The following is a 14,976-nucleotide window of genomic DNA, read 5'->3' on the forward strand; positions in this document are numbered from 1 at the left end:
AGCGCAAGGGTTGTTTTTCGGCCGTAATCCGTTATCGGTCCTGGCGCGCGAAGGATCTTTCCGGTTTGTTGCAGGGCACCTTGCTATTGCAGGCGGTGAGTATCACCCCCGCCCTGGCCGCGGGCGAAGAGCTGCCGGCCGACGAGGCGGCCATCATGCTCGACAGCGTGACCGTGACCGCCCGCAAGCGCGGCGAGACGGAGTTCGATGTACCGATCAGCATGGGCGTGATCAGGGAGAAACAGGCCGAACTGATTCCCCCGGCATCGAGCAACGCCAACTTGGCGCGGATGGTGCCCAACTTCAACTTCCTGGACTCTGGCGGGCAGTACACCAATGCCGGGAATATCCGCGGTGTGGGTTCTTTTTCGCCGCTGTCCTCGGATGACACCTCCATCGTTTTCAACGTCGATGAAATCCCGCTGTCGGCCTACGGCGTTCCGCCAGTACTGATGGATATCGAACGGGTCGAAGTGCTCCGTGGCCCGCAGGGCACCCTGTACGGGCGCAATACCCAGGGTGGGGCGATCAATATCGTGACCAACCGGCCGCAGTTCGGCCCGGAACTGTCGGTACGCATGGAAGGCGGATCGCGCGACTATGGCCTCGGCGAACTGATCGTCAACGATGCGCTCAATGACAACCTCGCGGGGCGCCTGGCGATACGCTACAGCGAGCAGAACGGCGATGTCCGCAACAACGCTTCGGGCGACAAGGACGGTGCGGCGCAAATCGGTGCCCTGCGCGGTTCGCTGTTGTTCGTCCCGGACGAAGAAACCAGCGCCTTGCTGACCTTGAGCTACAACCGCAACGACGACCAGTCGCCGCGTTTCATTCTGCGCGACTCCCCCGGTTTTCCGCGCAGCGGCCTCGACCCGCGCAATGACTTCCGGCGCGAAAGCTACGGTCTCAACCTGCGGGTTAGTCGTGCGCTGGACTGGGCGAACCTGGAGTCGCTGTCGAGCATCCAGTATTCCACCTTCAAGCAGAAGCTGGATATGACCGACAGCGTGCTCTATTCGGCGTTGACCGGCCTGTCGCCAGCGGCCTTCGATACCGCCGGCGACCTGTACAAGGGTACCCTGCGCGACACCGCGCTAATGCAGGAGCTGCGTCTGTCCTCGCTGGAGGATGGTTACCTGCAATGGGTCACCGGGATCAACCTGTGGTATTCGGAATTCGATGCCAACACCAAAGGCCTCGGTTTCACCCAGCCGCGTTTCGCGGTGTTCAGCGGATCGCAGAAGAATCGCTTCCGTACTCTCAGCTCCTCTACATTTGGCGAGGCGACCCTGCCACTGACCGAGCGTCTGAAGGGCACCCTGGGGCTGCGCCTGACCCACGAGGGCAAGCGCGCCCGCTATCGCTACCAGGGTGGCGACCTCGGCACGGTGCCGACATACGGCGAAAACGCTTCGGTATCCGACAACTTCGTTTCCGGTCGTGCCGCCCTGAACTACGAATGGTCGCCGCAGTGGATGACCTACATCAGCGTGGGACGTGGAGTGGTCGGCCAGGACTTCCCCTGGAGTTCTTCCAACGTACCCTTCGGCCATGACGAAGAAGCCTTCGCCACGTCCAAGAGCTGGACCTACGAAGCCGGCTTCAAGAGCCGCCTGTGGGACGAGCGTCTGCAACTCAACGGCTCGGTGTTCTACAATGACGTCGAGGATGGCCACCTCTACGTCTACAACGGCGTTTACTATCAGAGTACCACCCTCGACTACGACAGCTCCGGCGCCGAGCTCGAAGTACGTCTGAAGCTGACCGACGAGTTCAACCTGTCCGCCGGCGTTGGCTACACCCATGCCGAGCTGAAGAACGTCTCCACCGAAGCCAACCGCTTGACCCGTGGGGCGAAGGAAGGCAACCAGGTACCGAACGTACCGGAATATTCTGGCAACCTCGGCCTCGAGTACCGCATCTCCGCCCAGCGCCTGGCGATTCCCAGCGGCGAGTTGTACGGCAATGTCAGCTACCAGTATGTGGACAAGCGTGCCGCCGATGTCGCCAACAGCTTCAATTTAGGTTCCTACGACCTGACCAATGCGCGCATCGGCTGGGAAGACAGCCGCTACGGCATCTACCTGTTCGGCTACAACCTGTTCGACAAGCGCTATGAGTCGGTGGGTGCCTATTACAGCCCCGAGGTACAGGCCGTGCGGGTTGGCCAGGGGCGGATCGCCGGGGTTGGCCTGACGGCCAAGCTGTGAGGCCACGCCGATGGAACCGAGCGACTATCTAGTGGAGCGAGACAGCCCGCCCCTGCGCGAACGCCACAGCGACTACTGGCGCCTGTTGCCACGCATCGGCCTGCTGTACCTGGCCTTCGGCATCCTCTTCGGCCTGATCCAGGGCGGCCTGCCGCCGCTGTTACGGACCCGGGGCCTGGATATAGGCCGCCTGGGCTGGCTGTTCCTGCTGCTATTGCCGTTCGGCATGACCTTCCTCTGGGCGCCGTGGGTCGACCGTTGGCGCCTGCCCTGGCTCAGCCATCGCAGCGGCTGGATCGTCGCCATGCAAGGAGTGGCGATCGCCGGGGTGACGCTGATCGCCTTCGGCCAGCAACTGCCGCCCATTCTCCTCCTGGGCATCGGCCTGGTGGTCGCGCTGGCCGCCGCGACCATGGATTTGGCGCTGGACGCCCTGGTCACCGAAACCACTCCCTCCGAAAGCCGCTCGCTGGCCGGAGCGATCAAGGTTGGCGCGCTGTCCATCGGCGCCATGACCGGCGGCGGAGTGTTCCTCGCGCTGTTCCAGAGCCTGGGCTGGCGCACCATTTTCCTGCTCATCGTCCTGCTGCTAGTGATCGCCACCGTTCCGCTGCTGAGCTGGCGATCGGAGCGCCATGAGCCGTCGTCGAATCACCAGGCCAGCCTGCTGGCGGCATTGCGCCAACCCTTGATGCGCCGCCGCCTGATGCTGCTGTCGCTGGTGTCCTGCGTGCTGATCGGTCTGTTCAGCCTGAACCGGGTCATGCTGGTCGACCTCGGTTTGCCGCTAGAACGGGTCGGCTGGGTGGTCGGCACCTTGTCGCCTCTGTGCAGCCTAGGCGCGGCGATCGTCGCGCCCCTGTTGTTGCGCCGCTTCAACTTGGCGCCATGCCTGGCGTTGTTCTGCCTGCTCGGTATGGCGTCGGCGCTACTGATGTTCGTTGGCACCTGGCAGGCCTCGATCAGCCTGGCCCTGGTTGGGGCGGTGAGCGTCAATGCCGGGGTCAGCGGGCTGTATGTGGTGATCTGCTCAATCATCCTCGGCTGGGCCTCGAACCTTCAGGCGGCCACCGATTACGCCGCCCTCTACGGCATCAGCCGGTTGCTCAGCCTGGTGGTGCTGATGACCGTCATGCAAGGCCTGTCGCGTATCGGTTGGCCACTGTTTTACGCCATCGGGCTGGCGGGTCTGCCCCTGGTGGTGATCCTGCTTGCCCGTGCCTGCAAAGAGAGTGGACCGCCCGCTGCGTCCCTCGACCGTTGATCGTCCCCTTTATTTCGCTGACCGGATAACCGGAGGTTGAACATGTTGGACCTTGACGCTCTTCGCAATGAACCCGACAAACCGGCAAGCCAGACGCCGGCCTTCGACCAGCGCGCCCTGCGCAAGCAGGTGGCCGCCTTGCTCAGCCTGGAGGCGGAGATATTGGACGAACAGCGCTCGCTGATCGAGTTCGGTCTGGATTCGATCATGGTCATTCGCCTGCAGACCCACCTGGCCGCCAGGGGGCTGGTGGTACCGCCGCTGGCGGCCCTGCTCGAAGAGCCGACGCTGGCCGCCTGGTGGCGACAGCTCGACGGCGCGCCGGCCGCTGCCACGATGGACGGCGCGGAGCGCCCGGTGCGCCTGATCCATCAGGCCGAAGAGTTCGCCCTGACACCGATGCAGCAGGCGTACTGGATCGGGCGCCAGGATGATCAGCCGCTCGGTGGGGTCGGCTGCCACCTGTACGCCGAGTTCGATGGTCAGGGCGTGGATGCGGGGCGCCTGGAAACGGCGATGCGACAACTGCTGCAACGCCACCCGATGCTGCGCGCCCGGTTCCTCCCCAGCGGCAAGCAGACGGTCATGGCGCAAAGCCCCTGGCCCGGCTTGACTCACTACGACCTGAGCGGGGTCGAGGCGAATGCCGTCGATGGGCAACTGCTGGCCATCCGCGAGCGGCTTTCCCATCGGCGCCTGCGGGTTGAGCAGGGCGAGGTCTGCGATCTACGCCTGGCCAGCCTGCCCGGTAGGCGCAGCCGCCTGTACCTGAACCTCGACCTGCTGGTGGCCGACGTCCTCAGCTTCGAGTTGTTCCTTGGCGACCTGGCGGCTTTCTACCTCGACCAGGGCGACCGATTGCCGGAGCTGCACAGCACCTTCGCCGGCTACCTGGCCAGCCAGCGGCAGCGTGATGCCACCGCCCGTGAGGTGGCCAAGGCCTATTGGCAGGAGCGCCTGCCGACCCTGCCCGGCGGTCCGGCATTGCCGCTGGCCCGGCAACCGGAGCAGGTGACGCGGGCGCGCTTCGTGCGCCGCTCGTTCATGCTCGATCACGCCTCCCTGGGCCGCCTGCAGGAGCAGGCGAGAAAGGCCGGCGTGACCCTGGCTTGCGTGCTGGCCACCGCCTATGCGGAGGTGCTGGCGCGCTGGAGCAGCGAGCCGCGCTTCCTGTTGAACATCCCGCTGTTCGACCGCCAGGAACTGAGCCCGGAAATCCCGTGGATGATCGCCGACTTCACCAACCTGTTGCTGCTGGAAATCGATCATTCGGCAGCGTTGCCCTTCGCCGAGCATGTGCGGCGGCTGCAACGGCAACTGCATCGCGACCTGCAGCAGGCGACCTATTCCGGAGTCGAGGTGCTGCGCGACCTGGCCCGTGCCGACGGCGGCACGGCACGCTCGGCGCCAGTGGTGTTCGCCTGCAACCTGGGCAAGGCCATGCCGCCGGAGAACTTCCGTCACAGCCTCGGCGATTTGGGCTGGTCGATCTCGCAGACGCCGCAAGTCTGGCTCGACCACCAGACCTATCCGCTGGCGGACGGCCTGCTGCTCAATTGGGACTCGGTCGACGCGCTGTTCCCGGACAACCTGCTCGACGACATGTTCGCCAGTTATGAAGGCCTGCTTCGCCAGCTGTGCCAGGGCGGCTGGGAGCAACCGGTGGAACTGCTCCTGCCTGAGCGCCAGCGGCGGGTGCGAGAGCAGGTCAACGACACCGCGATGGAAGTGCCCAAGGGCCTGCTTCATGAGCCGTTCCTGGCCGCTGCCGCACGCCATCCCGAGGCATCGGCGCTGCTATGGAGCGATGGCAGTCTGAATTACGCACGGCTGCTGGAGACTGCTCAGGTCGTCGCCGGCCGGCTCCTGGATGCCGGCGTCGAGCCCGGCGACAGGGTCATCGTCTGCCTGCCCAAGGGGCCCGTGCAGATCATTGCGACCCTGGGTGTGCTGTTGGCGGGTAGCGTCTATGTGCCGCTCGCCGCCGATGTGCCCGGCGGGCGCCTGAGTGCGATTTGCGACAACGCCGCCGTGCGGGTGATGCTGGTGGATGCCGGTGCGCAACGTAGCGACTGGCCGTGCACGGCCATCGTTCTGGACCTAGCCAACCTGCTTGCCGCACGGCCGCCAGTGTTGCCCGAGATCGTCCGCGGCGCCGAGGAGCTGGCGTACATCATCTACACCTCGGGTTCTACCGGCCAGCCCAAGGGCGTGATGATCGACCACCGTGGTGCGCTGAACACAGTGTTGGATATCAATCGCCGCTGGCAGGTAGATGCCGATGATCGGATATTCGGCCTCTCGTCGCTGAGCTTCGACCTCTCCGTCTACGACATCTTCGGCACCCTGGCGGCAGGCGCGGCCCTGGTGCTGCCGAGCGACCAGGGGCGCCTCGATCCCGGCCACTGGCTGGACCTGCTGGACAGGACCGGGGTGAGCGTGTGGAACTCGGTACCGGCCCTGCTGGAAATGCTCGTCACCCAGGTCGAAGGGGCGGGCACTTTGCCCGCCACGCTGCGTCTGGCATTGCTTTCCGGCGACTGGGTGCCGCTCGACCTGCCGGCCCGAGCCCGCGCGTTGTGCCCGGCGCTGCAACTGGTAGCCCTCGGCGGGGCGACTGAGGCTTCGATCTGGTCCAACTGGTTCGAGGTAGGGGAGGTGCCCGCGCACTGGACCTCCATCCCCTACGGCTATCCGCTGAGCAACCAGTACTACCGGGTGCTGGACGCGCAGGGACGCGATTGCCCCGAAGGGGTCAAGGGCGACCTATACATCGGGGGCGTGGGGGTGGCCCTCGGCTACTGGGGCGATCCGGAGAAGACCGCGCGCCAGTTCAGTCTCGATCCGCAGACCGGCGCACGCCTGTACCGTACCGGCGACCTGGCTCGCTACTGGACCGACGGCACCCTGGAGTTTCTCGGGCGCAAAGATTTCCAGGTGAAGATCAAGGGTCACCGCATCGAACTCGGTGAGATCGATGCGGTGCTCGGCCGCCACCCGGCGATCCGTCAGGCCGTGGTCGATGTGCAGGAGCCGTTGCCAGGCAACCACCAACTGGTCGCCTATCTGACCCTGGAGGACCTGCCGGCACAGGACGACGACATCCGCCAGCACCTGGAGGTCGATCTGGAGGCTTACCAGCGCCACTGGTGGGCACTCAGCCGGGTTGGCGACGAAGCCTCGGCGAGCTTGCACGAGAATCTGGACCTGGTGCACTACCAGGCCTTCTGGGCCGAAGTCGAACGCCTCAGCAGCCTGGCCATGGTGCGCACCCTGGCGCTGGGCGGGCTGTTCCGTGAAGTGGGCGAGCGCCGCACGCTCGACGACGTGTTGGCCGCCTTGGGCGCCGGCGACCGCTACACCAAGCTGATCGGCCAGTGGCTGGAAGCGCTAGTGAGCGAAGGCTACCTGCAACGCGACGAGACGGGCCGTTATTTGAGCCTGCGTGGCTTCGATATGGAAACCTTCGAGCGCGCCTGGGCCGGTTTCGACGATATCGAGATGTTCGGCTGCCGCGCCGCCAGCGTGGTGGATTACATCCGCCGCAGCATCGACAGCCATCTGGACATGCTGCGCGGCCAACTGGACCCGCTGGAGATCTACTTCCCCAGTGGCTCAACCGAAGCGGCGGAAGGCATCTACCGCTTCAACCCGCTGATGGACTACCTCAATCGCATCGCCGCGCGCCTGCTGCGGGAGGTGCTGGCGACGTTCCCCGCCGAGCGCACCTTGCGCATCATGGAAGTCGGCGCCGGTACCGGTGGCACCAGCGAATCGCTGTTCCCGGTGCTGCAAGGACGCTCGGTGCGCTACGCCTTCACCGACCTCTCGGACTTCTTCTTCGAGCGGGCCCGGCAGCGCTTCGCCGCCTACGACTTCATCGACTACGCCCACTACGACATCAACCGCGAGCCGGGGCCGCAAGGCTTCGAGCCAGGCTCGCAGGACATCGTGGTGGCGGTCAACGTGCTGCACGATGCGCGCAACCTGTCCGCCTCGCTGCGCTACCTGCGCACGCTGCTGCGGCCGGGCGGCAGCCTGCTGATGATCGAGGCGACCCGCAACTGCCGCCTGCAGATGATCAGCATCGGCTTCATCGAAGGGCTCAGCGACTATGACGACTGGCGGGTGGAGAACAACCTGCCGTTCCTCTCCCTGGAGCAGTGGGCGCAGGAACTGGACGGCAGCGGCTTCGACCGCCATGTCGCGTTCCCCCGGGCCGGCAGCGCCGAGGCGGCGATCGCCCAACATGTGGTGCTGGCCGGTACCCGACAGGCGCAATGGCGGCTCCGCCCGGAGCGCCTCACCGCTTACCTCGCCAACGCATTACCGGCCTATATGCTGCCAAGCCGTTTCATCACCCTGGAGCGGCTGCCGCTCAGCGCCAACGGCAAGATCAATCGCGGGCAGTTGCCGAAACCGGCCCAGGCAGCCGAGCAGCATGTGGAAAGCTTCGCCGCGCCGCGTCCGGGCCTGGAAAGCGAGGTGGCGGAGATCTGGAAACACCTGCTCAAGCGCGAGCAGGTCAGCGCCATGGCCGACTTCTTCGCTATCGGCGGCGACAGCCTGCTGGCCACCCGCATGGTGGCTGAACTGCGCCAGCGCCTGGGGTGCAAGGCCAGCCTACGGCAACTGTTCCAGCATCCACAACTGGACGACTTCGTGGCCTCGCTGAAGGCGCCGGCCGCGCAAACGCCGACCTTGCTGCGCCTGACCTCTGGAGTGGGCAAGGCCAGCCTGCTGTGCCTGCCGACCGCCGATGGTGACATCGGCTCCTATCGAGCCCTGGCCAGGAACCTCGATGGGCGATTGTCGGTGTATGGCCTGCAGGACCCCGAGTCGAACCTTGCGGCGGAAAGCCTGGACGCGCGTCTGGAGCGCTATGGCGCGGCCATCGCCGACGCCGAATCGCACGAACGGGAGCGGATCATCCTGCTCGGCTGGTCGTTCGGCGCCAGCCTGGCGGCAGCCCTGGCCGAGCGCTTGGAGCGGGAAGGGCGGCCACCCCTCGGGCTGGTCCTGCTCGACCCGCTGTCGTTGCACTGCTTCCAGCGCGAGGGGCGTGACGACCCGTATCGCTTCTTCGGCCTGACGGCACCCAGCGCCGGGGAGCGGGACTCCCTGACGAACCTGTTCGAGCAGGTGACCGCGCTCGGTCGTCATGCTGGGCTTGGCGGCCTGGCCAGCTTCGAGCGTGATGTCGGACGTATGCGCCAGGGGCTGGAGAGCTTGCGGGCGATCCATCCCCGCCCATTGGCGACTTCGGTGCTGCTGATCCAGGCGCAGGCGAATGCCGCCTGGGAGGAGCCGTTGCGTGATTGGCAGGCGTTGCTGGAGGCCGGGCACGTGCGACAGCGGGTCGATGTCGACCACTGGCATCTGTTGTCGGACGCCGCCAGCGTCGAGCGCATCGTCGAAGCGCTCGACACCCTGCTGGAAAACAATGCTTCAACGTGTTCGGCAAGCCTGTTCCATGCCGAAGCAGAGCGCAAGGTGAGTACGGCCGAGGTACTGGCCTGGCGTCAACACCCGCTGCACTGGGCCGAGTACGCCCAGGTTGCGGGCGGCCATTTTCACATCAGCGAATCCCCCAATGGCGTCTGCCTACATCTGCGCCGGCAACTAGGCGCAGATCCACCCCAGCGAGCGCATAGCTAAGCACCAGGCAGTCTCGTTCACGCTCGCGTCCTTTCCACCTATCCCGACTTTTGAAGGTAGTGAAAATGAGTGCTTTGAAATCCCCCCGAGATTGCACCAGCCTGAACGATGTGAGAGTGGGTATCGACAGCCTAGACCGACAGATCTTCGAAGCGCTCCGGCAACGGCTGGAGTATGTGAAGGCCGCGGCGCAGTTCAAGCCGAGCGAAGAAAGCATTCCCGCTCCCGAACGGGTCCTGACGATGCTTGCCGAACGTCGCGAATGGGCGGAGGCGGCGGGCTACAACGTCGCCTTCACCGAAGAGCTGTTCCGTCAGATCATCGAGTGGAACATCCAGCAGCAGATCCTCCATTGGCGGGCCACCCGGGGGCAGGCGAACCCGACGGAGGTGCAGGCATGAACCCGCCAATTCTCACCCAGAAACTCCTCGACCATCTGCAGCAAGCCCGGCAGCATGCCGAAGTCAAAGGACGCGAGATCCTCGCCTGCTACTCCTCTCCCTGGGACGATTGGGAGCCCATCTCAGCCTTCAGCACGGCAGGGCAGGGCTATGCCCATGCCTTCTTCTGGGGCTACCTCAGGCAGGCCAACGACAGCACCTACCTGTTCGCCATCCGCCGTGGCGAACACTGTTTCCTGGGCGCCACGCCCGAACGCCTGGTACGCCTGGAGGGCCGCGAGCTCTACACCACCGCGCTGGCCGGCAGCACCCCGCGTGGGCACAGCCCGGATGAGGACCTGTACAACGGCAACCGCTTGCTGGATAGCGCCAAGGACCGCCATGAGCATGCCTTGGTGGTAAATGCGCTGAAAAGCTCGTTGGAGGCGCACGTCGAAACCTTGCAAGTTCCCGCTATGCCATCGCTGCACAAATTGCCGCATATCCAGCACCTGCAGACATTGGTGCGGGGGCGAGTGCGTCCCGACGTCGATCTGTTGACCCTGGTCGACGCCCTGCATCCGACACCCGCTGTCGGCGGCGTCGATAAGGAGCACGCTATAGCCTACATCCGCGACCAGGAAGGTCTGAACCGTGGCTGGTATGCGGCACCGGTCGGCTGGTTGAACAGCGATGGCAACGGTGAGTTCGCGGTGGCCCTGCGCTCGGCGCTGATCCAAGGAAGGCAGGCACACCTGTTCGCCGGCTGCGGCATCGTCGAAGGTTCCGACCCGGAGCATGAATATCAGGAGACCTGCGTCAAGCTGCGCACCATGATCAGCGCGCTGATGCCCGAGCCGACGGTCGACGGCTGCGGCGAGCAGAGCGTGGAGCAGCATACGGAAGTGGTTGCAGGATGTGGTACGTGAGAGAAGAAAGGAGAGGAAAATTGATGATGGACCGACAACCCATTTCCGAACAGTTGGATGTAGAGCTGCACTGCCCCTATTGGCCGGAAACCTTTGCCCAGGACTATCTGCGCCTGGGCTACTGGGGCAATCACACCTTCGCCAGCATGCTTGCCACCCAGGCTAGCCAGCGGCCAACGCACACCGCGTTGGTGGATGGCGAGTTGCGCCTGAGCTACGCCGAGCTGGACCGGCGCGTCGGGCTGCTGGCGGATGGGCTCAAGAACAAGGGCCTCGTCCCTGGCGACGTGGTGATCGTGCAGTTGCCGAACCAAGCGGCGTTCGTCGAGCTGAGCTTTGCACTGTTTCGCGCGGGAGTGATTCCGGTATTCGCGCTACCGGCGCACCGCGAGCACGAACTGCTGCAGTTCTGCCGCCGGACCGAAGCCAAAGCCTACTTCCACGTCCCCCGGCACGCCGGCTTCGACTATGCGGAGTTGGCCGACAGCCTGCAGCGCCAGGTGCCGAGCCTGACACATCTGGTCGCGCTGGAAGAGAACGCGCCGGGGGATGCCTTGCAGTGGCTCTACGGCACTGCCGCTTATGCCGCCGCCCCGGTTGTCAGCGCGGTCGCCTGTTTCCAGTTGTCCGGCGGTACCACTGGCACGCCGAAACTGATCCCTCGGCGGCATCACGAATATCTCTACAACGCCCGGGCTAGTGCCGAGCGGTGCCGGATGGATGAGCACAGCCGTTACCTCGCCGTACTGCCCATGGCACATAACTTCCCGATGAGCTCGCCGGGGTTCCTCGGCACGCTTTGCAGCGGCGGTACCCTGGTGATCGCTCGCCAGCCCAGCCCGGTGGAATGCTTCGAGATCATCCGTCGCGAAAGTATCACCCACACGGCGCTAGTCCCGACCCTGGCGCTACTGTGGATGGAACTAGAGCATTTTTTGAAAACACGAATTCGACATACAGGGGTTGCTCTTCCTGGTCATTTCGGGCCTCCTCTCCCGCTCAGACAAGGAGACCAGAATGGCTCGAGCATACAGTGCCGATCTTCGCCGACGCGTCGTCGACGCGGCCATGGGCGGGCTGTCGGCTCGGCAGGCTGCCGAGCGATTCGACATCGGCACGGCGACGGCGATCGTCTGGGTACGGCGCTTTCGGGAAGGCGGGGAGCTCGTCGCCCGCCGACAGGGCAAGCCCCGGGGCTTGCGGCTCGATCCCCATGCGCACTACCTGCTCGGCCTGCTCGAGCAAACCCCCGACCTGACGCTGGCCGAGCTCGCCGCAACCCTCGAGCGGGAGCGCGGTATTCGGGTCAGCCTGGCGACGGTATGGACGTTTCTCGACCGGCACGGCATGACGTTCAAAAAAAGACCGCGCATGCGGCCGAGCAGCAGCGGCCGGACGTCCAGGCAGCACGACAGGAGTGGCTCGAGGAACAACCCGGCTTCGACTGGCGCAAGCTGATCTTCGTCGACGAAACCGCCGCCGCGACCAACCTGGCCCGCCTACGAGGCTGGGCCCCTCGCGGCGAGCGCTGCCTGGCCGCGGTCCCTCACGGTCACTGGAAAACCACGACCTTTACCGCCGGCCTGCGCGTGGATGGGCTAACTGCTCCGCTGGTGCTCGACGGCGCCATGAACGGCCCGGCCTTCCTGGCCTATGTCGAGCAGGTCCTGGTTCCCGAGCTGACGCCCGGCGCTATCGTGGTGATGGACAACCTGCCGGCCCACAAGGTGGCGGGGGTACGCCAGGCCATTGAAGGCGCAGGAGCCACACTGCGCTACCTGCCTCCCTATAGCCCCGACCTGAACCCGATCGAAAGGGCATTCTCCAAGCTCAAGGCGCTGCTGCGAAAGGCGGCGGCGCGGACCGTGCCGCAGCTGTGGCAGAGCATTGGCGAGGCGATTGCGCAGTTCTCGGCGCAGGACTGCAGGCACTACTTCGAGGGAGCCGGATATGAATCAGAATAAGGTAAAAATGCTCTAGGCCGTGCGGCGCGTATGGGCACGATTCCAGGCGGGTCGATCGAAAACAGCGTTCTGCATATCGAGAAGCTCGCAGCTGCCGCGCCGACCGGCGCCGAAGATCTGGTGATCGATCTCTACAAGCAGATACCGCCCACACGCATCAAGAGGGAATCAACCTCGGCCTGCGCAAGATGGCTGACGCCACAAACACCCACACCTTCTGGGAGTTGATCCGCATTGGACGGTGGCATGTCGAGGGCGAAGCCTACGACCGGGCGCTGGCCATGGTAGTCGAGGCGCAGGCGGCGTTACCCATGGCCCAGTTCTGGGGCATGGGCACTTCGGCTTCAAGCGACGGCCAGTTTTTCACCGCCACGGAGCAAGGCGAAGCCATGAACCTGATTAACGCGAAATACGGCAACACCCCGGGCCTGAAGGCTTACAGTCACGTCTCCGACCAATATGCGCCATTCGCGACCCAAGTGATCCCTGCAACAGCAAGCGAAGCCCCGTACATCCTCGACGGCCTGCTCATGAACGATACCGGCCGCCACATCCGCGAGCAGTTCGCCGACACGGGCGGCTTCACCGATCATGTCTTTGCCGCGTGCGCCATTCTCGGCTACCGGTTTGCCCCTCGGATTCGGGATCTGCCGTCCAAGCGGCTCTATGCGTTCAATCCATCGACCGTCCCGTCTCACTTGCGGGCCTTGATCGGCGGAAAGATCAATCAGGCCATGATTGAGCGCAACTGGCCCGATATCCTGCGCATCGCCGCCACCATTGCGGCCGGAAGCGTCGCGCCAAGCCAGATCCTACGGAAACTCGCCTCCTATCCACGGCAGAACGAACTTGCGACCGCCCTGCGGGAGGTCGGTCGTGTCGAGCGAACCCTGTTCATGATCGACTGGATTCTGGATGCCGATCTGCAACGCCGCGCCCAGATTGGACTCAACAAGGGCGAGGCCCATCACGCGCTGAAACGAGCCATCAGTTTCCATCGCCGGGGCGAAATCCGCGACCGCTCTGCCGAAGGCCAACATTACCGAATCGCCGGTATGAACCTGCTCGCCGCCATCATTATTTTCTGGAACACCATGGAAGCTGGGCGAGGTTGTCACCAGCCAGAAACGAGACGGAAAACTGCTATCGCCTGATCTCCTGGCCCACGTCTCGCCGCTCGGGTGGGAGCACATCAATCTCACCGGTGAATATCGTTGGCCAAAGCCTTAGCGTAGGTTTTCGCCCTCTCCCGCAAATGCCCCCTCTACAAGGCCGAAGTGACTCATCGCCAGTCCTGGAAGAACCGCGAGGCCGTGGAGCTGGCCACGCTGACCTGGGTGGACTGGTACAACCACCGTCGACTGCTGGAACCGATCGGCAACATCCCGCCGGCGGAAGCTGAAGCGGCGTATTATCGACAACTCGACGAGTCAGCCCTGGCGGCATGACTCACACCAACGAGCCTCCGAGACTCCCGGGGCGGTTCATCGAAGCGTTCTCGCAGAACCCGTACCGAATGCCTCGTACAGGGAACTGGCGCTGTGGATGTTGAGGTTGTCCATGACTAGGGTAATGCGCTCGGCGTCGGAGTAAGCCATCGGCGATGGCCCGGACGAAATGCGCCCAGTCCGCGCGGGTCCTGCGTTCGGTCACCCGGATCGTGCGCCGCCCGGCCAGCGGCTCACAGGCCACGAAGACGTTGCAGGTGTCGGCGCGCTCGTACTCGTAGTCTTCGCGCTCGGCATGCCCCGGTACCGCCTCGAGGGGCTCGCGTACCTGGCCGATCAACTGCTGCGCTGTTTCGTCCATGCAGACTACGGGATGGGTTGGGTCAGAGGGGCGGCTGTAGACATCGAGCACCTGCTCCATGGCCGCCACGAATTCCCCACTGGCCTTCGGCAGGATTACCCAGCCAACCTGGCGCCAAGGCTTGAGTTCGCTTCTTTAAGCACCCGGTGCACCGTCTCGTGCGACAGACTTTCCACGTAGGACAGCTCCACGGAGCGCTCAGCCAACAACCGCAGTGTCCAGCGCGCATGCCCCTCGGGCAGCTGGCTGCAACTCATGGCGATCAACCGAGCCTCGAGTTCTCCGTCGATCTTGCGGGCGTATTCGCGCTCGGGCCGTTTTCTTACCAGTGCCGCCTCCACCCCTTCCTCTACACAGCGCTTCTTCACCCGCTCGATCTTGCGCTCGCCGATGTCCAGCATCTGCGCGATCTCCCGACTGCTCCGGCAGGGGCCGGCCGGCGCCGACTGATCGCAGTTCAGCAGGATCAGTGCATTGATAACCTGGCTTGTTGCCGTCTTGCCCTTGCTCGTCAGCACTTGCAGGTGCGTTCTTTCCACTTCACTCAGGACCACCCGGTACCGTTCTGTCATCTGGAGACCTTCTCGATCGAGGTATCGAATCCATTGAGGATGCCTTCATGCCAGCCATGCACCTCTCCCGCTCTTTTACGGTTGACGTGACACTAGCGGCGGACTGATTAGGCGCAAAAAAACGTACTCAAAACCTTCCTTTATACCGAATGCCTTTGCGTTTTAGGATGTTAATTCGGAAACGGAA

8 protein-coding genes and 3 pseudogenes are annotated in these 14,976 nt (G+C 64.4%); 9 read left to right on the forward strand and 2 right to left on the reverse strand.

Annotation, left to right across the window (positions count from 1 at the left end; genetic code table 11):
* Positions 1–65: 65 nt before the first annotated feature.
* From ACGI6K_RS22665 to ACGI6K_RS22705, 9 genes and pseudogenes are all read left to right on the forward strand, one after another.
* On the forward strand, positions 66–2,213 hold the full coding sequence (locus tag ACGI6K_RS22665; RefSeq protein ID WP_376944774.1) for a TonB-dependent receptor: 2,148 nt from the start codon (positions 66–68) through the stop codon (positions 2,211–2,213).
* Positions 2,214–2,223: 10 nt separating this feature from the next.
* Positions 2,224–3,477 carry an MFS transporter gene (locus ACGI6K_RS22670; protein WP_376944776.1) on the forward strand — a complete coding sequence of 418 codons (1,254 nt, stop codon included), beginning with the start codon at positions 2,224–2,226 and terminating at the stop codon, positions 3,475–3,477.
* A gap of 42 nt (positions 3,478–3,519) precedes the next feature.
* Complete coding sequence (locus ACGI6K_RS22675) at positions 3,520–9,135, forward strand: amino acid adenylation domain-containing protein (RefSeq protein ID WP_376944778.1); 5,616 nt, start codon at positions 3,520–3,522, stop codon at positions 9,133–9,135.
* Positions 9,136–9,200: 65 nt separating this feature from the next.
* Positions 9,201–9,536 carry an isochorismate lyase gene (locus tag ACGI6K_RS22680; RefSeq protein WP_376944780.1) on the forward strand — a complete coding sequence of 112 codons (336 nt, stop codon included), beginning with the start codon at positions 9,201–9,203 and terminating at the stop codon, positions 9,534–9,536.
* Positions 9,533–10,444: an isochorismate synthase gene (locus ACGI6K_RS22685; RefSeq protein WP_376944782.1), complete on the forward strand. Its 912-nt coding sequence runs from the start codon at positions 9,533–9,535 to the stop codon at positions 10,442–10,444. The genes ACGI6K_RS22680 and ACGI6K_RS22685 overlap by 4 nt, the downstream gene beginning before the upstream one ends.
* 146 nt (positions 10,445–10,590) lie before the next feature.
* Positions 10,591–11,319: pseudogene (locus tag ACGI6K_RS22690) on the forward strand (AMP-binding protein); the annotation flags it as partial.
* A 142-nt stretch (positions 11,320–11,461) separates the two neighbouring features.
* Positions 11,462–12,408, forward strand: a protein-coding gene (locus ACGI6K_RS22695; protein WP_394543735.1) for an IS630 family transposase whose coding sequence is annotated in 2 segments (ribosomal slippage) — positions 11,462–11,801 and positions 11,801–12,408 — 948 coding nt in all. Because the reading frame shifts where the segments join, the coding sequence is not laid out codon by codon here.
* A 12-nt stretch (positions 12,409–12,420) separates the two neighbouring features.
* Positions 12,421–13,638, forward strand: a pseudogene (locus ACGI6K_RS22700) (Tn3 family transposase); the annotation flags it as partial.
* A 32-nt stretch (positions 13,639–13,670) separates the two neighbouring features.
* Positions 13,671–13,856 (forward strand): annotated as a pseudogene (locus ACGI6K_RS22705) (IS3 family transposase); the annotation flags it as partial.
* 1 nt (position 13,857) lies between these two features.
* Here ACGI6K_RS22705 and ACGI6K_RS22710 read toward each other — a convergent pair.
* Entirely contained in the window at positions 13,858–14,217 is a 360-nt protein-coding gene (locus ACGI6K_RS22710; protein ID WP_376947802.1) for a transposase, read from the reverse strand.
* A gap of 95 nt (positions 14,218–14,312) precedes the next feature.
* Positions 14,313–14,789, reverse strand: coding sequence for a helix-turn-helix domain-containing protein (locus ACGI6K_RS22715; protein ID WP_376947800.1), 477 nt, complete (start codon positions 14,787–14,789; stop codon positions 14,313–14,315).
* Positions 14,790–14,976 lie beyond the last annotated feature (187 nt).

This window comes from Azorhizophilus paspali (assembly GCF_043587585.2).
Lineage (GTDB): Bacteria > Pseudomonadota > Gammaproteobacteria > Pseudomonadales > Pseudomonadaceae > Azotobacter > Azotobacter paspali.

What these genes read in the sequence shown, in the direction of transcription:
- ACGI6K_RS22670 (WP_376944776.1), top strand. Translation starts at nt 2,224, where the DNA reads ATGGAACCGAGCGACTATCTAGTGGAGCGAGACAGCCCGCCCCTGCGC.
- ACGI6K_RS22675 (WP_376944778.1), top strand. Translation starts at nt 3,520, where the DNA reads ATGTTGGACCTTGACGCTCTTCGCAATGAACCCGACAAACCGGCAAGC.
- ACGI6K_RS22680 (WP_376944780.1), top strand. Translation starts at nt 9,201, where the DNA reads ATGAGTGCTTTGAAATCCCCCCGAGATTGCACCAGCCTGAACGATGTG.
- ACGI6K_RS22685 (WP_376944782.1), top strand. Translation starts at nt 9,533, where the DNA reads ATGAACCCGCCAATTCTCACCCAGAAACTCCTCGACCATCTGCAGCAA.
- ACGI6K_RS22710 (WP_376947802.1), bottom strand. Translation starts at nt 14,217, where the DNA reads ATGGACGAAACAGCGCAGCAGTTGATCGGCCAGGTACGCGAGCCCCTC.
- ACGI6K_RS22715 (WP_376947800.1), bottom strand. Translation starts at nt 14,789, where the DNA reads ATGACAGAACGGTACCGGGTGGTCCTGAGTGAAGTGGAAAGAACGCAC.